21 protein-coding genes and 1 pseudogene are annotated in these 24,046 nt (G+C 59.0%); 9 read left to right on the top strand and 13 right to left on the bottom strand.

The genetic code is table 11. From position 1 onward, the window contains the following. The first annotated feature begins 497 nt into the window (after positions 1-497). The 4 genes from ACIQUG_RS32480 (at position 498) to ACIQUG_RS32465 (ending at position 6,412) form a co-directional block, all read left to right on the top strand. The gene (locus tag ACIQUG_RS32480; protein WP_402326420.1) at positions 498-1,826 is read left to right on the top strand and encodes a hypothetical protein; all 1,329 of its coding nucleotides are present in this window, start codon (positions 498-500) and stop codon (positions 1,824-1,826) included. Between the two features lie 81 nt (positions 1,827-1,907). Then, entirely contained in the window at positions 1,908-3,569 is a 1,662-nt protein-coding gene (locus tag ACIQUG_RS32475; RefSeq protein ID WP_402326419.1) for a peptidoglycan-binding protein, read from the top strand. Between the two features lie 51 nt (positions 3,570-3,620). Then, positions 3,621-5,501, top strand: coding sequence for a trypsin-like serine protease (locus tag ACIQUG_RS32470; RefSeq protein WP_402326418.1), 1,881 nt, complete (start codon positions 3,621-3,623; stop codon positions 5,499-5,501). A gap of 11 nt (positions 5,502-5,512) precedes the next feature. Continuing rightward, on the top strand, positions 5,513-6,412 hold the full coding sequence (locus ACIQUG_RS32465; RefSeq protein ID WP_402326417.1) for a serine protease: 900 nt from the start codon (positions 5,513-5,515) through the stop codon (positions 6,410-6,412). A 295-nt stretch (positions 6,413-6,707) separates the two neighbouring features. Here the strand turns inward: ACIQUG_RS32465 and ACIQUG_RS32460 are convergent, their stop codons facing one another. Further along, positions 6,708-6,941, bottom strand: a complete 234-nt coding sequence (locus ACIQUG_RS32460) for a hypothetical protein (RefSeq protein ID WP_402326415.1) — start codon at positions 6,939-6,941, stop codon at positions 6,708-6,710. Positions 6,942-7,157: 216 nt separating this feature from the next. Beyond that, positions 7,158-7,757, bottom strand: a complete 600-nt coding sequence (locus ACIQUG_RS32455) for a TetR/AcrR family transcriptional regulator (RefSeq protein WP_402326413.1) — start codon at positions 7,755-7,757, stop codon at positions 7,158-7,160. A 138-nt stretch (positions 7,758-7,895) separates the two neighbouring features. On the opposite strand from ACIQUG_RS32455, the gene ACIQUG_RS32450 reads away from it, so the two are divergent. Both ACIQUG_RS32450 and ACIQUG_RS32445 read left to right on the top strand, forming a co-directional pair. Then, positions 7,896-8,258 (top strand): DoxX family protein, encoded by a 363-nt coding sequence (locus ACIQUG_RS32450; RefSeq protein ID WP_402326411.1) that lies wholly within the window; start codon positions 7,896-7,898, stop codon positions 8,256-8,258. 27 nt (positions 8,259-8,285) lie between these two features. Further along, the gene (locus ACIQUG_RS32445; protein ID WP_402326409.1) at positions 8,286-9,707 is read left to right on the top strand and encodes an MFS transporter; all 1,422 of its coding nucleotides are present in this window, start codon (positions 8,286-8,288) and stop codon (positions 9,705-9,707) included. A 239-nt stretch (positions 9,708-9,946) separates the two neighbouring features. Here ACIQUG_RS32445 and ACIQUG_RS32440 read toward each other — a convergent pair whose 3' ends face one another. Next, a complete protein-coding gene (locus ACIQUG_RS32440) occupies positions 9,947-10,141 on the bottom strand; it encodes a hypothetical protein (protein WP_402326408.1) in 195 nt (64 codons plus the stop codon). A gap of 175 nt (positions 10,142-10,316) precedes the next feature. Between ACIQUG_RS32440 and ACIQUG_RS32435 the strand changes: the two genes are divergently transcribed. Next, positions 10,317-10,793 carry a hypothetical protein gene (locus ACIQUG_RS32435; protein ID WP_402326406.1) on the top strand — a complete coding sequence of 159 codons (477 nt, stop codon included), beginning with the start codon at positions 10,317-10,319 and terminating at the stop codon, positions 10,791-10,793. Here ACIQUG_RS32435 and ACIQUG_RS32430 read toward each other — a convergent pair. After that, positions 10,788-11,039, bottom strand: a complete 252-nt coding sequence (locus ACIQUG_RS32430; protein ID WP_402326405.1) for a hypothetical protein — start codon at positions 11,037-11,039, stop codon at positions 10,788-10,790. The genes ACIQUG_RS32435 and ACIQUG_RS32430 overlap by 6 nt on opposite strands. Before the next feature lie 677 nt (positions 11,040-11,716). Between ACIQUG_RS32430 and ACIQUG_RS32425 the strand changes: the two genes are divergently transcribed. Further along, positions 11,717-12,223, top strand: coding sequence for a ferritin-like domain-containing protein (locus tag ACIQUG_RS32425; protein WP_402326403.1), 507 nt, complete (start codon positions 11,717-11,719; stop codon positions 12,221-12,223). Between the two features lie 305 nt (positions 12,224-12,528). On the opposite strand, the gene ACIQUG_RS32420 is transcribed toward ACIQUG_RS32425, so the two are convergent. Further along, on the bottom strand, positions 12,529-12,732 hold the full coding sequence (locus ACIQUG_RS32420; RefSeq protein ID WP_402326402.1) for a hypothetical protein: 204 nt from the start codon (positions 12,730-12,732) through the stop codon (positions 12,529-12,531). A gap of 277 nt (positions 12,733-13,009) precedes the next feature. Between ACIQUG_RS32420 and ACIQUG_RS32415 the strand changes: the two genes are divergently transcribed. Further along, positions 13,010-13,201, top strand: a complete 192-nt coding sequence (locus ACIQUG_RS32415) for a hypothetical protein (protein ID WP_402326401.1) — start codon at positions 13,010-13,012, stop codon at positions 13,199-13,201. 822 nt (positions 13,202-14,023) lie between these two features. Here ACIQUG_RS32415 and ACIQUG_RS32410 read toward each other — a convergent pair. The 8 genes and pseudogenes from ACIQUG_RS32410 to ACIQUG_RS32375 all read right to left on the bottom strand — a co-directional run. Then, positions 14,024-14,210, bottom strand: a pseudogene (locus ACIQUG_RS32410) (multidrug ABC transporter ATP-binding protein); the annotation flags it as partial. Positions 14,211-14,237: 27 nt separating this feature from the next. Beyond that, positions 14,238-14,846: a TetR/AcrR family transcriptional regulator gene (locus ACIQUG_RS32405; RefSeq protein ID WP_402326399.1), complete on the bottom strand. Its 609-nt coding sequence runs from the start codon at positions 14,844-14,846 to the stop codon at positions 14,238-14,240. A 150-nt stretch (positions 14,847-14,996) separates the two neighbouring features. Then, on the bottom strand, positions 14,997-16,133 hold the full coding sequence (locus ACIQUG_RS32400) for an ABC transporter substrate-binding protein (RefSeq protein WP_402326398.1): 1,137 nt from the start codon (positions 16,131-16,133) through the stop codon (positions 14,997-14,999). Then, complete coding sequence (locus ACIQUG_RS32395; protein WP_402326397.1) at positions 16,130-16,951, bottom strand: ABC transporter ATP-binding protein; 822 nt, start codon at positions 16,949-16,951, stop codon at positions 16,130-16,132. The genes ACIQUG_RS32400 and ACIQUG_RS32395 overlap by 4 nt, the downstream gene beginning before the upstream one ends. Beyond that, entirely contained in the window at positions 16,948-17,943 is a 996-nt protein-coding gene (locus ACIQUG_RS32390; protein WP_402326395.1) for a FecCD family ABC transporter permease, read from the bottom strand. The genes ACIQUG_RS32395 and ACIQUG_RS32390 overlap by 4 nt, the downstream gene beginning before the upstream one ends. 155 nt (positions 17,944-18,098) lie before the next feature. Next, positions 18,099-20,315: a TonB-dependent receptor gene (locus ACIQUG_RS32385; protein ID WP_402326393.1), complete on the bottom strand. Its 2,217-nt coding sequence runs from the start codon at positions 20,313-20,315 to the stop codon at positions 18,099-18,101. Between the two features lie 54 nt (positions 20,316-20,369). Then, positions 20,370-22,124 carry an ABC transporter ATP-binding protein gene (locus tag ACIQUG_RS32380; RefSeq protein ID WP_402326392.1) on the bottom strand — a complete coding sequence of 585 codons (1,755 nt, stop codon included), beginning with the start codon at positions 22,122-22,124 and terminating at the stop codon, positions 20,370-20,372. After that, on the bottom strand, positions 22,121-23,938 hold the full coding sequence (locus ACIQUG_RS32375) for an ABC transporter ATP-binding protein (RefSeq protein WP_402326391.1): 1,818 nt from the start codon (positions 23,936-23,938) through the stop codon (positions 22,121-22,123). The genes ACIQUG_RS32380 and ACIQUG_RS32375 overlap by 4 nt, the downstream gene beginning before the upstream one ends. Positions 23,939-24,046 lie beyond the last annotated feature (108 nt).

Here is a 24,046-nt window from a genome sequence, read left to right as displayed (position 1 = left end):
CAAGAAGCGGAAGGCAAGATATTATGCAGATATTCTTAATAGTTATGAATCGCATTCTGTTCCCCCGTCCCTAGATGATACCGTCCTACCATAAAAATAAGTCACTGCTCCTCCAGCCCACAAAAGCAGTGGAACAATTTCGAATAAATTGCAACGCAGGACAGCAAACACAACTCTGTTCCTAGCAACAAAACTATATAAGCTCTACATACCTGTTTTGAGGATAAATCATAAATGGTGAACTTAATCACATGTCGCACAGTCGCGGCACCAAACCACGAAGAAAAACTCTGCTAAGTTAATGATAGCCTTTGTACGGCGCCATCGGCTTTCCGCAATTCGTCATGGGTCATAATAAACGCTTGACCTGTAGGAGCAAGCTATTAAAATCAACAGTAGAGAAGCTGAACGGCTTCAGAAACGCATCCGCACATTTTCGAATTCGACTTTTTTGCAGCAGTTCGTCGGGGGCATTTGCTGTGACAAGGGTTTGGCGATTGTCGTTTTCTATTATGGTTGCTTGCGCGTTTTGCACCGACGCATTGTCGCAGGAGTCGGGCCTAGGGGCCGAAGAGCTCTCGGCTGGCCGCATTTTTCACCTCAAGGTCCATGGGAAGGCTCAGCCGGATAACAACAGGCCCGATAGGGTGGGAAGGGCTTTCGCTGTCTCTTCCAACTTACTCGTCGCCCCCGGAAGCATTGTTGGCGGCGGCAAGGATTGGCTTCCAGCAGGAAGCAAAGGTCCGGCATTCGAGGAACTTGAGCGCCTGTCAAGCCCATTGGACCGGTCCATCGTTGCGACGGCCACGCACGAGGACCTGCCGCTGGCAAAAGGAGAATCGAGCCGAAATATCATCGTTAGCGGTTCATCTGGCGATATCGATGCCATTGGTCTGCTTGTGCCCGATTTCTCGATCGAGCAGCCATTCACCCTGAGCCTATGCAGGATCGTACCCGGAAATACTTACGCGGCGCTGCTCGCTAAAGGAGACCCCAACAGCCCGGACTCTTTGTTGCATCCAGACAAAGTCCCGGTAGTCGCTGAAGGATACGACGCCGCAGATTACGGAAACCTTTATGCATTTCGACCAGAGAAGACAGCCGACATTGATGTTGGCAAGGGGTTGGAAGGTTCGCCCATCCTGAACGAGAACGGGAACGTGGTGGCCATGGTGTCGCTGATTGTCGATATTCGCGGGCCAGTTATTCTCGCGACACCGATCAGTCCGCAGTTCCCTGGCACGTTCAGCTTACTTACTAAGAGTCTCAGAGAACAAACCGTCGCGGGCGGAGCACCCGACGATGCGGTACAGTGCTCGCTGAACGAGACGGTCCGGAAAATGTACGACCGGGTTGCCGCGCAACTCACCTGGACTATAGAGCCGCGTTACCGCCCCGTCGAAGAGAAAATCAACGGCAAGGCCCTGCGCTACGAAAAGCTTTCGCAGCTTTGGATCTCTTACGATGAACCACCTTCATACAACCAGACCGTAAAGGAAATTAGCGTCCGCGCAAAGTTCTACGGTGTGTCTGAGCCTGGGGGGGGCATTGAGCCCTTAGAATTGGCGACTGACGCTAACGCTGTCCTTCAACTGGACGAGGATGCGACCCGCAGTTTCAACGCCAGCCGCTTTGTCGAGCAGGGCATCACCTTGTTGGAGAAGGATACGCTCAAGGATTGTTTAAATAACGGCTGCGGCATTCGCCGCATCACCCTGTACGTCAAGCCGACGATCGATACGGAAGTTTGGCAGGAGATGTCTCCTTCCTACAGCAGCAATAACACAAGCGTTGTCAGAAACATCGAATGGACGAGGGGGCGCTGAATGTCTTTTCGGGTCCTCGCTAAAATCCAGTTTAACGGAGCACGGGCTGTGTGTCGCCTTTGCTTACTCCTCATCGTGGGAATGACTTCCCAGGCATTTTCTGGTGGCCCCACCGAAGTTCCAGTCGAGCAGAAGCTGATCCCCCTTGAGGCCGAGGCGCATGCGTTGACCGGTCTGACGCGCGGACGTTTTGCGTTTGCGATCAATGATAGGATCGTGATCACCGATGCGGGCAAGGGCGAGGTGACTGGCGAGCTACTAGTTGGCAGCGCGGTCGTGTCGTTGGCGGGGCAGATCGATACGGCGGGCCGCCAGTCGATTGTAGTCGTTACTGCAGATTACGATGACACCAACGCGCTGTCTCTGTCCACGTTTGAGGAAGCGTCGGCGGGTTCCTCGGAATTCAAGCGTACACAGCGTATCCGCGTCCCCGCCAACGCGCAACAAGTTGCCGTTGTTGGCGGCGGCCGCACGGTTGTCTCCTGGAGTGACGATAGGGCTGGTAATGATGCGGGTACAATTTTCCATAGGTTTGGAAAAATTACCTTCCCGCTCGACCGTCCGCTTATCGCGGTCGTTCCTGTAGCTTCAATGGAGTTTGCGCTCGCGGTTAGAGAGGGCAGCGTGTCATTGCTCGAACTGGAGACGGGGAGGTTTGTTGCCGAGATACCGGCGAAACAGTTCGCGTCGATACGATCCTTGGCAGCCATTGCGCCGCAGCAGCAGCGCACTTCCAACTTATATTCCAACCTATATTCACCTGCGCTTGTCGTTGACACTTTACAAAATTTGACACTGCTCGGCGTCAACACTGAGCCGTTTCCAGAGGTCCGCGTACTTGGTCATGTGTCGATCGATGAAAACGGTGCGAGCCCAATCGGCGACCTACCGATTCTCGTCGCGGACAGCGCTCTTAGGTACATTTTGGTTCGCCCACCGGGCGGCAGCCTAATCCGTGTATTCCGCACTATCGGCACAGGCATTGAGCGCGCGGGAACGATGGACTTGGGTATGACAGTAAGAGATGCCACGGTCCTGTTAGGCGCAGGAGGTATGGGAAAAGATGCATTTGCCTTTCTTTCATCCGATGGTCGATCGGTCCTGATCGTTCCTGATCCGATAAGGTTCGGAGCGGCCCCCCCGCGCGACCGAAGCACCAAGTTCGACCCCAATGCTTGGCCGTCCTTTAGCGACACGACCACGCACCCGAGCCCGGAGACATTAGCGACCGTGCGGGCCGTTCAACTGGTCCTGGGCACCCTTGGGTATAAAATCGGTGTCATCGATGGAATAGCTGGTCCTGCGACCCGCTCGGCACTTAAAACTTTTCAGTTTTCAAATGAACTTTCAGTAACGGGAGATCTCGATGAAGCGACTGCGCAGAAGCTGACCGAGGCAGCCGCGAAAACTGGCCCGGAAAAGGATCTTGCGCCGCTCGAACACTATGGAATTACACCATCCGAGAATACCATCTACCTGCAATTTGCGGGAGCGAGCCGAGAGGCTGTGGAAGATATAGTCACGAATCTTCGCCGCAGCGGCTGGAACGTCGCAGGAGATCCCGAACGCCTTGGCAACGCTGCCGGCCTCAATGAAGTCCGTTATGGGCGTTCCGCGGATCGAGACGCCGCTGAAGCTTTGGCTGAGGCGCTGACTCGCGCACAGTTCTCATCAAAGCCTGTGATTGCGAAGTTCGTGCGGATTGTACGCCCCAAGGTTCTCGAAGTCTGGATATCGCGTTGAGGCGGCAAATGCCGCCCGAAGGAGAAGTCTTTTTTTTGTGAGGTGAAAGTCATGCGAGTTTCATTTTCCGTTTTTGCGCGGCTTACAGCTGTCGCTGCGATCATGTGGGCGGGAATCGCCGGAGCGGCTCTCTCTGATGAACTGATCACCGCTGCCGAGATCAAACTCATTTCACCGAAGGCGAAGAACGAACTCATTCAGGCTTTTATCGCTGCGGAACCGGCGTTCAAGGATGCCGGCGTAAATACCCGGCTGCGCATGGCACATTTCGTAACGCAGGTCATGACGGAGACAGGCGGGATGCGAAGCATCGACGAAAGCCTGAACTACAGTTATGCGCGTGCTCTCCAAGTGTTCAGCCGTAGGGTACTGCCCGACCACAAGGCAAGGGAGCTTGCCGGCAAGCCACGGGAGTTCGCCAACTGGGTATACGGCAATCGGCTTGGTAATCGTGGGCGGAACACGGACGACGGCTGGAACTATCGGGGTTCGGGCTATATTCAACTTACCGGTTTGGGGAACTTCCAAAGGCGCGGCCGGGAGATTGGGCTGCCGCTCGACGCAGACCCAAACATGGTCCGCGAACCCAACAAAGGGATGGCGGCCGCCGTAGCATATTGGAAGGCAGGCAAGATCAACATTCCGGCGGACGACAACGACCTCTACCGGGTTCGCGTGCTTGTGAATGGCCCAGCCGCCCATGGCTACAAGGAATCAAAAGTGTGGTTTGCGATCGCCTGGAAGAAAGTCTTCAAGGCGAAGGCAGGAATGTTCGAGGGTGGCGAAATCAATGTAGCGGTTGAAACGGATGAAACCGGACTCCTAAACGACGTGCTCCAGGAAAACGGGTATCTGCCGGAAGGTTTTGAATCTTCGTCAGATTCAACAGCTGTTCGATCCGACGCAGTCAAAGCTTTTCAAAGGTCCGTCGGCTTGCCGGAAACCGGTGAAATCGACGAGGAAACACAATACGAACTCCTTGATCAATGGCGCTATGAAGAGGGGGCGGAGGCCGCGCCTGCTTCTGACGAAAACCGGGAACAGACCGTCACCTTTAACCTCGCACAGGGACGGGAATCGGACGTTGTTGCTGAACCCAAAGCCGGCACAGGTGAGCGCGTACCCGGCAATCCTACTCTTCCCGCCGACGAAAAGCAGGCACTCGCGAATGCAGTAGGAAGCTACTCCGAGTACGAAATGGGCGATAAGGTCGTCGAGCCTGAACTTTTTACACCGCATGGTATCCTTGGAGGCAGGGATGACCGCAAGCCAGTTACGCAGACGCTTGATTTCCCAGCGCGCGCTATAGTGCAGATCATATTCCAGGATGACGCCAGCCGACAGAAGCTGTGCTCAGGGTCGATGGTCGCGCCGGATGCCGTGCTGACTGCAGCGCACTGTTTGCACAGCGGGACGGTGAACGGAAAGTCATTCAAAAACTTTCGTGTCGTACCAGGTCGGAACGTACTTTCCGCACCCTTTGGCCTTTGCGAAGGACTTTCCTTCAGTGTCCTATCAGGGTGGACCGAGGCAGTATCTACTTCCGAAAGCCGCTATTATGATCTCGGAGTTTTGAAACTTAATTGTGATGTGGGAGCCCGGACTGGTTGGTTCGGCATGCAGCCGCTCGAGGGTGGGAGCACGGACAAGACCCTTGTCCAAGGCTATGCCTCAGACGTAAACCCGCGCGGCATCCAAGTCCGCAGCGAAGGCTCAATCTTCGCGGTAACATCTTACAATGCGTTCTATGACAACGATACCTACGGTGGAACAAGTGGAAGCGGAGTTGTCTTCGGCGGATCGCCGGATACTCTGATTGGCGTCCACACCACCGGCCCATTTGGGACAGAGGAGCCATGGAAAAGCTATAACGGCTTTGTCCGACTGACCCCGGAGCGCATAGCAAAAATTCAGGAATGGATTGGTCAGTGAGGAGGTCTTCGATGCGCAGATTTGCCGTCAGCGTGCTTACCACGGTTATGATGTGGGCTTGCCCAGCAGCGGCAACCCCGCCACTTGAGAAGGTCATAGTTTACATAGAATGCAGCGGGCCGGGTGGAACGAATGCTGGCACGGGCGTTTTGGTCGGTCGGAATGGCCTTGTTGTAACCGCACTTCATGTTGCTAATCCGACCAAGTACAACTCCTGCAAGGGAACGATAGGCTATGCCAATCCGGGACAAGGAGATCCGCTCGTATTCCAAGCACAAGCGAATGGGGGCAAAGATGCCGCTCTGCTGCAGTTTACTAAGCCCGGTCCATATGAAGACTATCTGAAATTCTGCAAGCTGGAAGACTGGATGGTTCGCCGTGAAATCTTCGTAGGAGGTTTCCCCGGTGGCGACGCCGAGCGGGTCGCTTCCTATCGTAAAGGCGTGCTGGCGACGACATTCCGGAAGAAGGGCATGATCGAAACCGACGGCCAGACCGTAGAAGGTATGAGCGGAGGCCCTGTCTATGCCAATGACCTCAAAGCTTTTATCGGCATCATTGCGGGCGCACAGGGAGCCATGACAGGCGGCATCGACTACTACGGGATTATTCCCGCGGACGAGTTTGCTGCCGAATTTGGCCTGACGCAAAGCGCGGATCCCTGTTTTAGAAGGTCGCGCGAAGTGGAATTTCCTAATGGTGGAGGGAGTTGGGAGGCTGGCAACCTGCCCCTCAAACTTGGTGTCAAAACCGAGGACGGTGTATGCTTCTTGGCAGCCGTTTGGGGCGAGATGACCGATCCTGGGGACTCTGTTGCGGTCACCATTGACAACGGTGAATATGTGCTTGGGGGAAAAAATACGGTGGGTGGTCATCACGGAGCCACCGCGCGCTGTATATGGAATAATTAAGGCTTACTCGACAAATCGGTGGCGACTTTGCACAGACGACGAATCAGCCCCTCCGCTGGAGGACCGGACGGGTGGGTTGCAAGGTCGGCCGGACAGAAGAGGTGACGTCCCGCAAGACGTGACCGCTAAAGGTGGCGCGAAATCCCACAATTTACGATTGGTCGAACGCGGGGGTCGGATCTCGCCGTGAACTCAACATTGAGGATGAGAGGCTGCGATTGCGGCCTCTCTGCCCTTCGCTCCCGCCGATACGTGGCGAAATCCGAAAGCAGTTGCGGCAACGGAGGCTGCCAATTCAACGATTGCGTTTTTTCCACTCTCGGTATGGCGCAAGCAGCTGACCAGGAAAGCGCTTTTGTATTTCTTCTTCAATCAAGGCAATTCGCGACAGCACCTCCTCGCGCTCCGAGCCGTCTGCACCCTCGCTTGCAGCCTCCAGATCGCTCATAACGGAAAACACCTCGTCCTGCGTCATCGCCTCAAGTCGGCCGGCAAAATCTGCGATCGGGATGTCTTTGTAGTTTCTCATAGAACAGCCTCCAACCTTCCAAGCCATAAATCTTCTCGGCAGATCGAAGTTCCACCGAGCGTGGCAAACCAGAATCCAATGTCCCTGCATTTGCCTCGTCACACCACGGGTCTGAGCTTTTTACAGGACTCTCGTCATCGGTGGGCGTTGGCGGCGTTTGCGATGATCTCAGCTCGAAGTGACGGCGGCGCACGACGTGCGCGCAGCGGCACTGCGCTACTGCCTCGGTTCGAGAAAGCGCCGAACCATGGTGGTAATGAGTTTGCGGCTTTCGTCGAAGTCGATGCCGGGAAGCATCAGGGGTAGCATGGGGGCGGCATCGACTATGGCGATCAGCATAGCGGCGGTATGTTCGGTGTTGAGACTCGCATCGACCTCGCCGCGTGCCTGACCAGCCGTCAGCGTATCCGACAAGAGCCGCCGCACGCCGTCCGAATTGCGGGCGAGGATGTTGCGTATCCGCTCGTTACGCCCCGCCTCGGCCAGGAGCTCGAAGAGGATGCGGCAGTGCGCTGCGTCGTCCCAGCTATTCATGCTCCAGATTTCGGAAAGAAGCACGGTTGCGACATCTCGCGTCTCCCGCTGCCCCTCGAAGTGCTTATGCAGCGCGGATAGGTATTCGTCGGCCATCTGTTCTATGATCGCCTCCTTGCCCGGGAAGTAGTGGTAGAGATGGCCGGGGCTCATCGCCGCCTCTTTACAGATCATCGAGATCGAGGCTCCCTGCAGGCCATGCCGTAGGAAGCAGCGATGGGCAGCCTCGAGTATGAGCTGCCGCTTCTCCTCGTGCTGCTCGGGTACGAGTTTGCGTGCCATGCTACCTCCCATAAAAATAGAATGATCGCTCTATCTATATTGACGACCAAGACAAGACCTGGTTAATAGAATGAACATTCAATCTATTATGGAACGCGCCGCAGGTCCAGTGCGGCCGTCTTCAAAGCGTGGGGTATCATGGCCAAATCGACCTTGTCATTTTCCTCTATCCTGGCTTGGCTGCTGGCCGCCTTCTTCCTGTTCGGGTCTTATGGAAATGCCTTCATCACGGCCGACTATGCGGCCGCCTATGCCCGCTGGGGCTACCCGGACTGGTTCCACTATCTCACCGCGGCGCTCGAACTTGCCGCCGCACTTTTGCTGATCGGCAGCGGTACGCGCATCTACGGCGCCGGGCTCGGTGCAGTGGTGATGTCGGCGGCGACCCTGACCACGCTTGCAAATGGCGACTACTCCCACACGACGGCCCCTGCCATCGTACTCCTCGTCTCCCTCACAGTCCTCGCGCTCAGCCTCTCGGCGCGGCGCAGGACCGCTTGATCACTCCCCTCTTTTCGGAGCAGATACATGAATGAACCAGTGCAATCGGCCGGTCCGGCCGAAGGAACGAACGCGTCCCTATCACAGGCCGATACATGGTCGGACCTCCTCACCGGGCGGCATCTTGCCATCGTGACGGTTCTGGCGAGCGGCGTGCTGATCTACGCCATGAACCTCTATTTCACGGCCGCGCTGATGCCTTCCATCGTCGCCGATATCGGCGGCCAGCACTACTATGCTTGGGTGACGACATCCTTCGTCGTCGCGGCCATTGTCGCCTCGCTGTTCGTTAGCCGCATTCTCGATTGGAAGGGACCAAGGGCGGCCTACATACTGGGCTTCCTCACCTTTGCGTTTGGGGCCGCCGGCAACGCCGTGAGCCCGACCATGGAACTGCTGATCGCGGGCCGCGTCGTTCAGGGACTAGGTGGCGGCCTCCTTGCTGGCCTTGGCTACGCGGTAATTCGCTCCGCCCTGCCCGAGCAGCACTGGGCCCGCGCGACGGGCGCCGTATCGGCCATGTGGGGTCTCGGCACGCTCTTTGGCCCCGCGCTCGGCGGTGTCTTTGCCGAACTCGGCCTCTGGCGCTGGGCCTATGGTGCCCTGGCCTTTGCGGCGCTTGTTTTCACGATCCTTGCACAACGTTCTTTTGGCAGCGTCGCCGGGTCCGGCCACCGCGCGCCCGTGCCGGTCGCCTCACTTGTTCCACTCGTGCTTGCCATCGTCGCGATCAGCCTCAGCGCCGTGGTTCCGATCGGTTGGCCAACGCTGGCGATGGTGGGTGCAGGCTTGGTGCTTCTGGTCCTGTTTGTCACCGTCGAACGGCGCGCGCACGACACCATACTGCCGCGCATGACCTATCGACGCGGCAATTCGCTGAAATGGGTCTACCTCACTGTCGCCGCGCTGAGCGCCGGAGTTATGGTCGAGACCTTCATCCCGCTGTTCGCGCAGAAACTCGCAGGCCTCGCCCCTCTTGCCGCGGGTCTGCTTGGTGCAGTGCTTTCCCTCGCCTGGGTCATTGCGCAGCTCTTCGTCGTCTCAGTATCGTCGGACGCAGGACGGCGGCGCGCTATACGCCTCGGCCCGCTGCTTCTGACCGCCGGCCTCATCGCCTACGGCCTGCTGCAGGTGGAAGGAACCGACCTGGCGATGATCACGCTTTGGGCCGCCGTGCTGGCGGTCGCCGGCGCGGGCATAGGGCTTGCCTGGCCGTTGCTCGGTGTCGCCGCCATGAGCGCGACCAGCGACCCGGCGGAAGGCGGCAAGGCGGCAGCCGCGATCACCACCACTCAGCTCATCGCCTTCTCCGTCACCTCCGCCTTCGCCGGAACACTGATGGCTGCGGGCGGTGACTCGGTGCTGGAGGCCGCGCGCTACGTGACACTGGGCATCGCCCTCCTCACCCTCGCCGGCATTCTCACCGCTGGCATCGCGACGAGACGATAGTCGGACCCGCCACACACCGCCGCAGCCGCGCATTTCGCAAACGGGCTGCGGCGGACTCTTATTTGTCGGAGGACGACACGGATGGAAAGAGCCTGCCCCAAGACGAGGCTGACGGCCGGCGACGTCGCGCGCCGCAGCGGCATCGCCACCCCATGGGCAAAAGGCTTGACACTGGCGATCGAAAAGCGGGTCGGCCAGACCTCAGCCAGACGCTCTGCGGTATAGCTCAGGTTCCTCCGTCACAGCATCGCTGCCCCTGTCTCGTGAGGACGGTCGACAGCATGCAGACGAGATGGCGATTGTCGATCACCTTTCCGGTCGACTGGCCGATCCCACTCGCCGAGGATAGCGTTCATGCCGTCGATCTCGGTCTGCATCAGGCGGCCGCCAAAAGGCGCGCGCCTCGCATAGGCAAGGAACGTTGTTCCATTCATCGTATGTTTCCTTCTGCTTTTGGAAAACGCGCATTGGCCATCGCCGGCAGGATGCGAAAAAGATTGGCCAGAAGCGCTTTATCACCGCATACTCCGTCCATCGCTGGACAGCAGAACGGGCTCCGGCGGCTGGGAGATCATAAGCGCTTTCGCCTTGAATGGAGGAGATTGCGCTATGTTTGATCAAACGCGATCTGGATACATTCTTCCCGAAGGTTTCGCAGTCATCGCCACGGCCTTTGAAAAGGCTGTTAGCGCGCGCAACATCGATCGCGATAGCGATGAGGCAGACTGCCTCGCTCGCCGGGCAATCAGCCTTTACATGGACGGCACGCGGAACGAATGGGAGCTCGAACTGCGGCTCGGGAATTCCTGCCGCCAGTTTTTCGAGCAAACACCGCGACACGCCCCCAGCAGCACCCAGGTTGTGGATCTGCTACCCGAATTGTCAGCCTGGGCGAGAAGCCTTACTCCATCCCGAGAGGAAGCAACCGCGCTCACCGAACAAACACTTCAACATGCAATCGACCGTATGGCCGAGTTCGTTGAAACCGCGGATGTTCGGGGATGGCTGGTTCGGATGATGGTCGAACTGCGCCTAGGTCGTGCGCGCGGTCGTCGATCGCTGACCGGGAAGCATGATGAGCTATGATTTGGATGGCGTTCGCAGGCGCCGGGAGAAGATTGCGCGGAACGAGCAGTCCGGCAAGAACCGATCCAACCGCCCTTGGACCGTACGTTGCGCCAATGGATCGGAACAAGGCGTCAAGTGCTGGACGGACCAGGTGCTCACGGGGTCCATGACGGATAACACTACAATAAGATGCCAGTCTGCCGGCGCGACATAGGCGTGCCCGGACTTAACGACTTCAAGGTCGACAGCGGTGGTAACCGGCATGGGTGCACCCTTTGCAAAAATTCTCGGCGAGCAGGTTGTTGCCGTAAGCGCCCCCATGAATGGCAACGAGAATGGCGGTCGGGAAGCTCTGAGAGCAGTTCTTTTACGGCTGTACCGCCCACGAACCGCCGATTGCAATCAGGCGCGCTTTGCCATGGCCGCTCTCCTTTGCAGCTGACTCCGACGGCGTGAGTTTGTTCGCCGCGGGTGTGCTGGCGAAAGTTACTCAATCGGCGGCGCCAGTCGTTTTCACCCGAGTTCATCGTTGCCGTTTGCTGCAGCGCTTGGGAACACCCGCGAGAAAGTAGGTCTCCCGAAGGCCACCGAACGCCCGTGATGCTCGGGTCGTGGAAAAAAGAGGCCCTGCCACTCGGCAGGGCGAGTTGGACACTCATGGTGCCTCCGCACATGTCTAACCCGATGAAGATATTCTGGTTCCATTCAGGCAAGCGGGCCTGAAAAGGGACGACCTCGAAGGCGGGGCCGGGATGGACATCTGCTTTCAACGGCCGAACGGCGACAGGTTCCCGCACCAGCTATGATCATACAATCGCACCTGGGCAAACCGGCCCCACGCGCGATCGCCGCCGCAGCTCTATCCCGCGCCTCTCTCGGAACAATCCTTTAGCCCCCCGGTTGGGAAGCCTTAAGCCCAACGCCTTAAGAGGACGAACACGATGGCGACGCCCAAGGAACACCTGGTCGCATGGCTGCGCGACGCACACGCCATGGAAGAGCAGGCCGAGACAATGCTGAGTTCGCAGTCAAGGCGACTGCAAAACTATCCCGAGCTTAAAGCGCGCATCGACCAACATATTGAGGAGACGCGCGAACAAGCCCGCAGAATAGAAACATGCCTGGAGCGCCTCGATGCAGGTGCATCGTCGATCAAAGACATCAGCGGGAAAATGGTCGCCCTCGGCCAAGGGCTCAGCGGTATATTTGTCGAGGATGAGGTCGTCAAAGGGACGCTAGCCGGATACACGTTCGAACACATGGAAATCGCCAGCTACAAGATCTTGATCACCGCAGCCGAGGCTGCGGGCGAGGCCGAGATTGCTGCAGCCTGCCAGGCAAATCTGGCGGAAGAGATGGCAATGGCCGAATGGCTCGACCAGCACGCCGCAGGCACCACACGCAAGTTTCTCAATCTCGACCAAGCAGACCAAACAGCAAAGCGATAGTGCGACGGTGTAAACGATCCGCCGAAGTGCCATTCGGATCGGCGGATCGTCACTCGGCAATTTCGCTTCGCGACAGAAAGAAGACTATGCCCCTCACCGCGACCACCGAGGACACTGAGCAGACATTCGAATATTCTACGGACCAATATTAGAGGGTTCGTATTCTAGAGCGTGGTTCGTCCGGCTCATGACTGCGCCATAGTCGCCAATTTGACGGTGGATGAGGTCGCAGAGGCGATGGATCTTGCGCTCAGCCCGCGATGAAAGTTTCGCGTGATGCTCGTCCTGAAGCGCAAATGGCAAACCTATCTTCGCCTTGAAAACCGCCGCTCGGCCTCGTCGATGCAAGCTGTCTCCAAACTCGGTCCTGCATCCGCGCGGTGGAATTCGACGATAAGCTTGATAAGCTCTCGCTCAGTAATGACGTTTCTATTGAACCAAGGCGCGCCGGCGATGGCATCGAATATTAGAAAAAGCCGCTCTCTAGCTTCGCGGGTCAACTCGTCCATTCCGGTCCTTCTTTGGTCGCCAGTTTACCGCCGATTAGCGGCCACGGAGCCTGCAGAGAGCGACGTACATTCTCCGCAACTGCGGACTGTCGTTATGAGAGTATAAGGGGAAACGCTGCAGGGGCCAATTCTGGGCGGATTTTCAAAGATCGAGTGCTCAACCCTGGAGGCCTGCTCACCGTTCCTTTACTTCCCTGCGTCCGCGTGATGTGTATCATGCGATCGATGCCGGGGGCGGCATCATTCGGGGTAAATTTGTCGTCTTGGGAGAGCACAAATGAACCTGGCACATTCAAGCATACCGCCAAACGATGTCTCGCTCCTCCAGAGCGTGCTTGACGCGTGGTGCCGCCATCAGAAGATTAGTCGCAAGGATGCCACAGAGGAAGCCAAGATCCTGATCACGGAATACCAGAAGGGCGTTCGTTCGCAGATTCGGCTGATCGACGCGCTGTCGAAGCGTAGATAGCGTACACTGGGCGTTTTGAGCGGCCCGGATCTGCGGGCCTGTTCACGACCAGGTTTGTTTCGTCGACCTCTGAGGTCGATAGGCTCGCTCGACCAAGCACCGGAGAGCGTGCCGCGCGTCTCCGACGCCAATTGTTGCGCGCCATGAGCTTGCCTGCTTCTATTTAGCCATGACTAAGAAGCTTTCAGATTTGGGCTTAAGACCTCGGCTCCTCGCTGAGCTCAGCCGGCGTGGATATCAAACCGTCGAAGATATGCGAGAGGTTCCAACGGTAGATGCGCGGAGAATTATGGGGATGGGCGCACTGTCTTGGCTGAAAATTTGTGACGCATTGGGAAGAGACCCGACCCAATAACGGCGAGCAGAGGGATACGGCTCGATCAGCCACGCGTATCACAGAAGAGCGCTCCGCCGCTCGCTCGCCACATTGATCGCCAGTGTTAATCACCGTCGAACTCGCGGGCCGCGTTATTCAGCCGATGGAAAAAGTGACGCCAAGCGGTTTCAGGCGGGGGACGTGCAGACGGAAAAGCGCCAGCCATGCTTGTGAAGCTCCAAACGTCATTCGTGGCTAGGTGTCGACCCTCTCGCCCGCAGCCACGGTCTTGCGACCGCGGCCACAGTTGCAACAATGACCAGTCCGCAAAGCACGGCCTTCGAAATCGCCTCCGTCGTGCCCTCGATCAACAGCGCGTGGATTACGCCGCCAAGCACGACAACGCTGACAAGTCACGTGTGGCCAATACGCCAGGCACGCGGAGAGAGGCGACGCCGGAGCGCGGCGAGCAGCGCGGCTGCGAAGAGCGCCAATTGACCGCGCCTTTAGGGATCCATGCTCCCCGTTTGAGCTAGTCTGTATCGACCGCTAGTGCGAGCGCTGAGGTCGGCATGGGTACCGCTCCTCGACGATCCGTCCTTCGTCGACGACGGCAATCCGGTCGGCTTTGGCGATGGTAGCGAGACGGTGCGCGATGACCAGCGTGGTGCGACCGGCACAAAGATCTGCCATACGACTGCTGAATGGCGACCGCGCAGCTTACTCTGCTTGTCGAATGGCCAGGACGTCGCGGCACGTAGCTTCGACGCGCGAAAGAAGGCGGTCGCGGTCGGGATGACGGCCGCTCAACAACGCGTCGTCGACCACGCCGTGTAAACCAGAATAGAGGAATACTGCGGTGAAGCGACAGTCATCGAGTTTCCATGCCCCATCACGTGAACCGCCTTCAAGCACTTCAAGGAGAGGTGCAATCACGATGTCGATCGTGCCGCTACTTGGCGGAATTGGCTGGGCGTGGAAAAGCATGTTTACGAGATCACATGCTTCCAAGAGGCCATCTACGCTGGCCTCCGACCAAGCAATGACCTTCCCACTCCAGTCGTTTTCGGCCCGCTCGGTGATTGCGTTCAGCACCCTGTCGTTGAAGCGGCTGAGAAATCGCTCGGAAAGCGCCAGATGAACCTCTTCCTTGGAAGCGAAGTGCAGGTAAAACGCGCCTTTGGAGAGGTCAGCGCCAAGCGTAATCTGTTCGATGGTCGTGCCCAGTATACCGTGCTTTAGAAACAGGTTCTCGGCCGAGTTCATCAGATCGTCGCGGCGCTTTTCGGGGGGCTGAGTACGAGGTTTCCGCTTCGCTACAGGGGTCATGGGTGTTAAATCCTCCTGCCCGACTATACTCGGGTCACTGACCAAGAGTATAGCGCATCATTCGCCGGAAGCTATCATGCTGACCAGTTCGTCGTCCTCCTCGTTTGACACGGCGGAAGCGCTGAACCTACGCCATCCTCCGCGGCGATACTAAGACAGGAACCTCGCATAGTTGGCCGAGCCGCCGTTCGTCTCGGGAATCAACACTCGGTCCAGTTGGTTATCGGAAAACTCGCGATCGAACATGGCGCTGTAGGTTTGATGCATTTGGTTGCGTAGGCTCTTCTCCAGTCGCTCGGGATGAAGAAGTTCAGCCATCCAAATCTGTGTCAGCGCGTCGTCGGGCCCTATCGCACCCCAGTAGTGGCTGCCGGTGGGCAGGACATAAACACGCCTGCTGTTCGCAGCCTTTGACGATTGCAGGACAGGATCGTTGAAGATCGCATTGGGCGTCTCGCCTTCGCTCCCAAATAGCAGGATGACATCCGGCTCAAGTGCCGCGACCTGCTCTCGGCTGATGGCAGAATAGTCCGGAAGCTTCTCAGCGACATTGATGCCGCCTGCTCTATAGATGTAGTAGGAGTACAGACCCTCGCGACCGCCGCCCGAGGCGTACATCGCTTCGCCTGTGCGCGTCATCAGCAGAACGCGGGGCCGATCATTGGCTGGCAGCCTGCTTACCATCGTCTGCAGGTGTCGGCCGGTTTCCGCGCGCTGCGCGTTAAGGCGCTCGGCACGCTTAGCATCACCGACCATTTCGCCCATCATCATCATCATTGCCGAAAGCGTCGCCTCCGCGCCGTCCGCAAGCGCCCTGTACCGTGCGACGGAGATGCCGGCATTCTCGAGCGGAGCAATCAGCGCATCACCCATCTCCGCCCACTGAACGACAATGTCAGGCTGAAGCCGCGCTATTCCCTCGACGTTGGGCGTGAAATCGCCTCCGACCGCGATGTTCGTCGGTATATTCATGATGTCGGGGAACATCTCCCTGACAAAACTTCGGGAGAACATGTCTTGGGCACGCGGGTGGATTCCCACGAGACGCTCGGGTGAGCCATGGGCCGCAAGCGCCATGGCCGCATAGGGGGGCCCCAGGGTGACAATTCGCTCGGCCGGGCGGGCGAGTGTGATCGTTCGTCCGTCGAGATCGCGAAACCTGACCACCCGCCCCTCCTGAGTCGAGGCGGCCGGGCCGTTGCCGTCATCGCAGCCCCATAGACTGAGCGACGCCAGGGCCGTCGATGTCACTGCCACGAATTTTCTTCTTGTCCAGGCGTCGGTCACCGTGCGCCTTCTTGTTCGTTGGTGGAGACGGCGCAATTGCTGGCCGTGATTGTGGGTTTCGCGTGGCTTGACGGTTGGGCATCGTGCAGCGCGTCCAACATCGGAACCAGAACGTCGGAACCTCCAGGCACTGCCAGCCGTCGAACCTCGACCCCATAGAGTGCACGCAGGTTTGTCTCGGTCAGTATGGTCTCGACCGGACCACGAACGACACCGTCTTGCATCATCAGTGCCGCTTCGTCCGCCAGGTGGAAGGCGTGCTGCGGGTGATGCGTGCTGAAAACGACAGTATAGGCGGGGTCATTTGAAAGTTCCCGGATGAGCGAGAGCAGCCGGCTTTGATTGGCGAGATCGAGTGCGGATGAAGGTTCATCCAGAATGATCGTCTTCGCGCCGGTAGCGAGCGCTCGCGCGACCAGAACGAGTTGTCGTTCGCCGCCCGACAAATGTGAAAAGGAGCGTTCGGAGAAGGCGGAGAGCCCGACCTGGCCGAGCGCCAGTCGCGCGGCCTCATAGTCCTTGGGTGTCGGGACACCGAAAACGCCAAGCGCCTTCGCCCTTCCCATCACCACCATGTCCAGCACGCGATATTGAGCGGGGGCGCTTCCGACTTGGGGTACATAGCCGATGAGCGTCGGCGCAATTCGCTGCCCCTGGTGCAATGGCTGCACGCCAAGCATCGCACGGATCAATGTTGTCTTGCCCCGCCCGTTCGGTCCGAGAAGGGCGAGACACGCCCCCTCGGTCACCACCAGGTCGAGGTTTCTGAAAACCCAGCGGGAACCGAAGCGAACCCCCGCGCTGTCGAGCCGGATCATGCCATATCCTCCTCGGCCGTGTGGCGTCGTCTCAGCAGGAAGGCGACGAAGGGTGCCCCGATCACAGCCGTCAGAACGCCGAGCGGAACCTCCGTCGAGGTCGCGCCTCGCGCCAGCGTATCGACAATGCAGAGATAGGAGGCTCCAAGGAGTGCGGACGCAGGAAGAAGGTGGCGATGGTCTTGTCCGATCAGCAGGCGGGCGACATGCGGAACCACGATCCCGACCCAACCAATGATCCCGGCGACGGAGACAGTGGTGGCTATGACCAGCGTGACCCCGAAGAAGATGAGCCACCGATCTCGCTCGACAGGAACGCCAAGCGAACCGGCTTCCTCATCGCCGAGCGACAGAATGTTGATGCGAAACCGTATCATCCAGAGCAGACCGCCTCCGACGAAGATCGCGGGCGTTGCGAGCAGCACCTTGTCCCACGTGGCCGTGGCGAAACTTCCCATCAGCCAGAAAACGATCGCTGGCAGCGAGTTATAGGGGTCGGCGAGCAATTGCGTGATGGACACGAGAGCGGAGAAGAACGCCCCGACGATGACGCCGGTCAGAATGACGGTTGTCGTGTCGGAGCGCCCGTTCACGCGCGAGATGGCGCCAACCATCACCAGCGCGAGCAAGCCGGCTGTGAAGGCTCCACCGAGCAGCATTGCGCCGCCAAAGCCGGCGAGGATCGCCGTCGCGCCACCGAAGGCTGCGCCGGATGACACACCGAGTAATTCCGGCGCCGCGAGCGGATTGCGGAACACGCCCTGCATTGCAGCTCCTGAAATCGCCAGTCCCGCGCCGCAGATCGCTACCAGGACTATTCTAGGGCCGCGCAAAAGGGTCACGATCCGCTCGTCCATGCTAAGGGTGGGGGGCCGTTCTCCCCACCCGGCAAGGATGGAAAGCACCTTGCCAGGAGCAACGGGGTACTGACCGGCACATATTCCAATCACCATGGACGCGGCCAGCGCCATGACGAGGATGATATAGATCAAAAGCCGGTTTCGTTCGGTCCTGGCGACAAAGGTAGCTGGCCCTGCTTCTGCCTGGCCGGTCCGATCGCCCGCTCTCGGTTCGGAAGGGCTCGATCGCAGGTGGTGCGTCTGTGAACCTTCGCCGGGAAGTTCAAACTGTTCAACGACCGGCATCTTCAAAACTTGACGCTCGCGCCAAGGCCGACCGTCCGACCGACGCCCGGGCGTACGAGATCCAGGACGGGACCATAGCTCGAGCCAATCACCTCATAGCGCTCATCGAGTAGATTATTGGCGAACAGGTAAACTTCGGCGCTCTCCCCTTGCCAGCCAAGGCGCGCGTTAACGATGCCATAGGCCTTCAGATCGAACGTGCGTCGCACATCCACGGCGCGTGAGCCCACAAACTGATAGTTTGCGTCTACATAGAACTCGCCTTGATCCAGACCGATGCGATCGGCGTCAATCCTGTATTCCGCGCCGACATGGCCGGTATATCTGGGGATTCCGGGCACTCGCCCGCCGGACTTCGCACCGGTAAGGCTTGGTTCGGGGATAGTTCCAAATGCAGCGTGTGTATAACCAACCCCGCCAGACAGCGTGATGTCCGGCGTGACCTGCACGCGCGCTTCCAACTCGCCTCCATAGGTCTCGTAGTCCAGCGTAGTGACTTTGAACCCATAGACCGAAGGATCAAAGGCGAGGAGGTGCCCGTCCCTGACATCGTTGTAGAAGAGGGACCCATTCAGGGTGGCATTGCCATCCCAGAGCGTGGCCTTGAAGCCGGCTTCATATGTCCAACTCAGGGAAGTGGGAAAGCTGTCCTCGTTTATCCCCGAAGGAATGTTGTAGGGGCTCCACGGCAAGCCCCCGGCGACTGCGCCACGCCCCACCGTCGCGTAAGTGATCAGGCCTTCATTCCAACGATAGTTGAGGCCGACCCGACCAGTCACGAACGTATCGCTGTACGAGGCGTCCTGTCGGAAGAAGTCGACAGTTCCTGGCAGACCCTCGCCCGCGTAGTCGTAGACGACCTTTTTGTTCTCATGGGTCAAGCGAGCGCCAGCTATGCCGGTCATGCGCTCAGTGAGCGGGATCGACCCCTCGCCGAAAGCTGAGTAGCTTTTCGTGTTCATATCGGTGGCGAGCCGGCCGCTATAGGTGGCGAAAGACGACGTCTTCAAATTTTCCGCGCGGCGAAGCATATCGAAATCGGATTGGAAATAGTTGACGCCGGCAGTCCACTGGATGCCCGCGCCTTCCATTGACGAAAGCCTGAACTCCTGGAAGATCGTATCCTCCCCCAGATCGACGAGCGAGAGGTCGTCGCGCGGTGCGTTGACGGAGTTTCCGAAGACCAACCCGTCGGCGAGGTCCATCACCTGATGGCTGTCCATCGACTGGAAGCTGGAGATCGAGGTGAACCGGAAACTGTCGAAGTCGTGCTCGATCCGAAGGTTCGAACCATATTGCTCGCGCATGAAATCGTTGCGCGGGTCCAGGCCGCTGCAGGGATAGCAATTGGCGTCGCGCAGAACCCATAGCGGCGCCGTATCGTCATTGCGGTTGTAGTTCAGGCTGAGCAGAACGGTGGTGGCCTCAGTCGGCGTCCAGAGCAGCGACCCGCGGGCGGCTCCCACCTTAACGGCGCCGTCGTCACCGCCCTGCACGACGTTGCGAATATCGCCACCCCGGTTCGAATATTGAAGCGCGAGCCTACCAGCGAGCACATCGTCGATCAGAGGCGTGTTCGCAATAAACTCACCGAGGTGCCAGCCTTCGGTTCCCACCTCGCCACGAAGGCGGAACTCGCGCAGGAACTCGGGGCGATTGGCGATGAAGTTGACGGCGCCACCCTGCGAATTGCGGCCATAGAGTGTGCCTTGCGGACCGCGCAGCACTTCCACGCGGGAAAGATCGAGCGTCGTAGGCGGTATCCCAAAAGCCGATATCGGGATTTCGTCGACGTTGAACGAGACGGACGTGTCGTCTGGCGAAAGGGGGAATAACGACCCCACGCCCCGGATGTGACCAATATTCGTGTACGGTCCGCCAAACTCCTGCATCACAAAATTGGGTGTGGAGCGCGCGATATCCGCGTTTGAGGACGCAGGCGATATCTGTTCGATCTCGCGCCCCTCAAGGACCTTGATGCTGATCGGGACCGCCTGGGCGTCTTCAGCATGACGCCTCGCTGTGACTGTGATGGTGTCGAGCACCGTTATCTGGCCGTCTCCATCTCGGCGCTCTTGAGCCGAGGCGACCAGCGGGGTGAAGATGGTTGAAGCCATTAGAGTGGCGACCAATCGCACCGACCGTCCCGTTTCTCGGCTCTTGCCCAGTTTTGCATGAAAGTGTCCAGATTTGGAAACAGTCGGCAGAATTGAGGTCATGAGTGTTTCTTTCGGATTGTCAGATGGAGCGGACCGCCGCGCTTGCGTTATCGGTCAATGGGAGGTGGGAGCGGCCGCGATGCGCCAGCTTCGAGCCCTCTCGTACTGCTGGTAGAGGCTAGCGAAGGGGCCGCCAGCGCTGCGCAGTTCATCGGGAGCGCCAAGTTCCACGACATGCCCTGCGTCGAGCGCGACAACCTGGTCGGCCGCCGCCAGCGTCGTGGGCCGATGCGCGATTACGATCACCGTGCGCTCGGGATTGCTGGCGATGTCGATGATTGCCTGACTGATCGCCCGCTCGTTTTCGGGGTCGAGCGCTGAACTGGCTTCGTCGATCAGAATGATGCGTGCCTTCTTCAGGAAGGCGCGCGCAATTGAGACGCGCTGGCGCTCGCCACCTGAGAGCTGCGCGCCGCCTTCGCCGACCCTTGTCCGCCATCCGTCCGGCAGGCGCGCGATGACTTCGTCGAGGCGGGCGGATCGAGCGGCGGCTTCGAGTTCCGCCGCCGTTGCATCCGGCCGAGCAAGGCGCACGTTGTTCTCGATCGTGTCGTCGAACAGGTAGACGTCCTGAAAGATGATGGCGATGTCATCCATCATGGCCTGCTGGTCGAGATCGCGTACATCGATCCCGCCAACGCGCACCTGCCCCTTGTCCACGTCGAAGAAGCGGGCGATCAGGCGTATGGCTGTTGTCTTCCCGGAGCCAGACGGGCCTACCAACGCCGTGGTCGTTCCCGGCGCGCACACGAACGAGACGTTCGTCAGCGCGGTGCGATCAGCGTAGCTGAAGCTCACGTTCACGAATTCTATCGAGGCATCGTCCAATCTGGCGATCGCATTCGGCTTCTGCGGAAGCGAGGGCGTTTCCAACAGCGTCATCAGCCGCTTGATGGAATTGTCCATCTCACGCAGTGCGCCCACGAGATCGATCAAGCCTCCAAGAGGCTCGATGAAGCGCACGGCGAGGACGAGTAGGGCGACGGTCGTGGCGACGGTAAGCGAGCCATCCAACAGCAGATAAGCGCCCAGAACCACGACGGCTGCGAGACCGGCCACCACGACCCCTGTATAGAGGAGGTCGGGAGCCATCGACCTGTTCATGCCCTCTCGATACGTTCGCCGATGCGCCTTAAGGGCTTCCCGCATGGTAATGCTCCCACTCTCGCCAAGTCCCGCAGCGCGAAAGACCGGCTGCGCCTGGCCGAACTCGATGGCGCGACCGGCGATTTCCGTGTTGGCTTTCTCCAGCAAGATCACAGACTCGTCGGCAATCCGCGCCGAATGCCGGAGGGCCAGGAAGGCTACCGGGGTGATTGCGGCGAACAGCAGCCCCATCCGCCATTCCACGACAAAGGTGATTGCCAGGATCGTGGCGGACACGAGGAGCGAAGTTATCGCGGGCCCTCCCGTCACTACGGCCAGGTGGGCAACATGGCTGACGTCGGCGGTCACGGCTCGCGCGAGACGCGCCTTGCGTTCGGTGGTAAACCAGCCCAGTGGCAGGACACTTACATGCCGCATGAGATGCAGTCGGAGCTGTGCGGCCAACTCCCCGCTGGCAGCGAACCCGATCGGCGTCGTGACGATGCTGAGGATGGCGTACACGACCAGTCCTAGGGCACCGACGACCAGCCAAGGCGTCGCTGCGGCGAAATCGGGCAGAGGCTGCAGGATTGCAGTGAGGATCGGCACCAGCAGGCCGAGGAGTAGTCCCTGGAGCACCGCCATGATCGCCTGCAGCAATCCTAGCCGGACCAGCAATTTCGGGTCGGGCCACAGCCGGTAGAGATGGCGGATGAGATTCATGCTGCCGCCCCTTCCTGTTGCGCGCGCCACATCCGGGCGTAAAGGCCTCCGGCACTGAGCAGATCGTCGTGTTTTCCACGTTCAACGATCCGGCCCCCGTCGAGGACAAGAATCTGGTCCGCGTCCGCGATGGTGTGCAGTCGGTGCGCGATGACCATTACCGTCTTGCCAGTTGCAAGCTCGGCCAGGGCGTCCTGGACGGCGCTTTCGCTGTCGGGATCAAGTGCTGCGGTGGCTTCGTCGAGAATGACGATCGGGGCGTTTGATAGAATAGCGCGCGCGATCGTCAGCCGTTGGCGCTCGCCACCTGACAAACCCGCGCCGTCGGCTCCGAGCAGGGTATCGTAGCCGTTCGGCAGGCGCTCGATGACGTGATCGATATTCGCGGCCTTCGCAGCATTGCGGACCTCATCGTCGCTCGCGCCGCTTCTCCCAATCCGGATGTTTTCCCGCACGGTGTCACGCAGCAGGATGACATCCTGAAAGACCAGGGACATTGTGGAGAGAAGCTCCGGCGTCGGGATAGAACGTATATCTACCCCGCCGATACGAATCGCCCCCGCCGTCACATCGTAAAATCTCGGGACCAGGCTCGCGAGTGTCGATTTGCCGGCGCCTGAGGGGCCAACCAGCGCAGTGATCGATCCGGGCTCGCACGCAGCATTCACGTTCGTTAGCGCATCGGTCAATCCGTCATAGCTAAATGACACCTTGTCCAACTCGATGCTGTGCCCATGCGGGTTCCGTCTCGCCGATGCTTCGGAAAGCCCCTGAAGGGACAGCAGGGATTCGATGTTTCCGGCCGCCAGACGGCCCCTGCGCAGACCCTGCTCTCCGAGGACCGCAGGCATGATCGATGTCGGCAAGCCGACCGCTACGACGAGGAACGGCAGCAGGTCGGTGGCTATGACCGTGTCGCGGCTGATGAGCCAGATTCCGACGACCATGACGGCCGTTAGAACCGCCATCTCCGAACCGAGCAAACGTGCAACGGCAGAACTATATCTCGTCTCATCAACCCAAACGCGGAAAGCTTCGGTGTGCTCGCGCACAGCGCTGGCAAATCGCTTAAGCACTCCGCCACCTCTGCCGAACGTTTTTACAACCGAGATACCGTCGGCATATTCGACGCTTGCAGCGCTGATGCGCGCCTCGGCGTTGTTGAGGCGTGTGAGATGAAGCGACATCGAACGCATCGCCACTTTGAAGAACATGGCCCACGCGCCGAGGACGCCGACTGTGACAACAGTCAGATGCCAATCGATGAGGGCGAGATATCCAATACCGACGACGATGGCGACGGCGGCGCCGATCATTTCGCCCAGCGCATGAGCGATAAGCTGATGCATGTCTTCCAGGTCGGTCGTCATCGCTTTTTTAACGGCGCCCGATCCCACAGCGCGGAACCAGCCAATCGGTAGAACGCCAAGACGGCGGACGAGCTTCACGCGAATGTCGTGCAGGATTTCCGCATCGGCATAGTGCCCGAGCCGAGACGAGAAGAAGACCATTACCAGGCGAAGTGAGGCGCCCGCGACGCCGATTGCAACCCAGGTCCAGATCGCGGTGCTTACGACCGCAATGTTCTCGGCGGCGAGCGCCGTTCGCGCGATCTCGGCTATTGCGATGTAGGGAACGATGCCGGCAGCAGCGCCGAGCGCGGAGAGGATACAGCAACCAATCAGATGCCCTCGAACCGGCTTGAGCAAGCGCCAGAGTGGTCCCGCTTGCGCCAGGCGCGGCACTTTGCCGATTGATGAAGACGACGGCGTCTGCATCTCTCCCGCTTCTTCAACAACCTTGGCTTTATGCATGGGCCACCCTCCGGCGAACCGCATAACATCGGATCGCGTCGGCTAAAGTTGATATGTGCTGTCAAGTTCAGCTTCATATCGAGCAGGCCACCGTCGAGTCAAGTGACT

This window comes from Ensifer sp. NPDC090286 (genome assembly GCF_044769565.1).
Classification (GTDB): Bacteria; Pseudomonadota; Alphaproteobacteria; order Rhizobiales; family Rhizobiaceae; genus Ensifer.
This window is presented reverse-complemented; position numbering and strand designations above follow the sequence as displayed.

Coding starts and splice junctions, on each gene's coding strand:
- ACIQUG_RS32475 (WP_402326419.1), top strand. CDS start 1,908: ATGACTTCCCAGGCATTTTCTGGTGGCCCCACCGAAGTTCCAGTCGAG.
- ACIQUG_RS32470 (WP_402326418.1), top strand. CDS start 3,621: ATGCGAGTTTCATTTTCCGTTTTTGCGCGGCTTACAGCTGTCGCTGCG.
- ACIQUG_RS32465 (WP_402326417.1), top strand. CDS start 5,513: ATGCGCAGATTTGCCGTCAGCGTGCTTACCACGGTTATGATGTGGGCT.
- ACIQUG_RS32460 (WP_402326415.1), bottom strand. CDS start 6,941: ATGAGAAACTACAAAGACATCCCGATCGCAGATTTTGCCGGCCGACTT.
- ACIQUG_RS32455 (WP_402326413.1), bottom strand. CDS start 7,757: ATGGCACGCAAACTCGTACCCGAGCAGCACGAGGAGAAGCGGCAGCTC.
- ACIQUG_RS32450 (WP_402326411.1), top strand. CDS start 7,896: ATGGCCAAATCGACCTTGTCATTTTCCTCTATCCTGGCTTGGCTGCTG.
- ACIQUG_RS32445 (WP_402326409.1), top strand. CDS start 8,286: ATGAATGAACCAGTGCAATCGGCCGGTCCGGCCGAAGGAACGAACGCG.
- ACIQUG_RS32440 (WP_402326408.1), bottom strand. CDS start 10,141: ATGAATGGAACAACGTTCCTTGCCTATGCGAGGCGCGCGCCTTTTGGC.
- ACIQUG_RS32435 (WP_402326406.1), top strand. CDS start 10,317: ATGTTTGATCAAACGCGATCTGGATACATTCTTCCCGAAGGTTTCGCA.
- ACIQUG_RS32430 (WP_402326405.1), bottom strand. CDS start 11,039: ATGCCGGTTACCACCGCTGTCGACCTTGAAGTCGTTAAGTCCGGGCAC.
- ACIQUG_RS32425 (WP_402326403.1), top strand. CDS start 11,717: ATGGCGACGCCCAAGGAACACCTGGTCGCATGGCTGCGCGACGCACAC.
- ACIQUG_RS32420 (WP_402326402.1), bottom strand. CDS start 12,732: ATGGACGAGTTGACCCGCGAAGCTAGAGAGCGGCTTTTTCTAATATTC.
- ACIQUG_RS32415 (WP_402326401.1), top strand. CDS start 13,010: ATGAACCTGGCACATTCAAGCATACCGCCAAACGATGTCTCGCTCCTC.
- ACIQUG_RS32405 (WP_402326399.1), bottom strand. CDS start 14,846: ATGACCCCTGTAGCGAAGCGGAAACCTCGTACTCAGCCCCCCGAAAAG.
- ACIQUG_RS32395 (WP_402326397.1), bottom strand. CDS start 16,951: ATGATCCGGCTCGACAGCGCGGGGGTTCGCTTCGGTTCCCGCTGGGTT.
- ACIQUG_RS32385 (WP_402326393.1), bottom strand. CDS start 20,315: ATGACCTCAATTCTGCCGACTGTTTCCAAATCTGGACACTTTCATGCA.
- ACIQUG_RS32380 (WP_402326392.1), bottom strand. CDS start 22,124: ATGAATCTCATCCGCCATCTCTACCGGCTGTGGCCCGACCCGAAATTG.
- ACIQUG_RS32375 (WP_402326391.1), bottom strand. CDS start 23,938: ATGCATAAAGCCAAGGTTGTTGAAGAAGCGGGAGAGATGCAGACGCCG.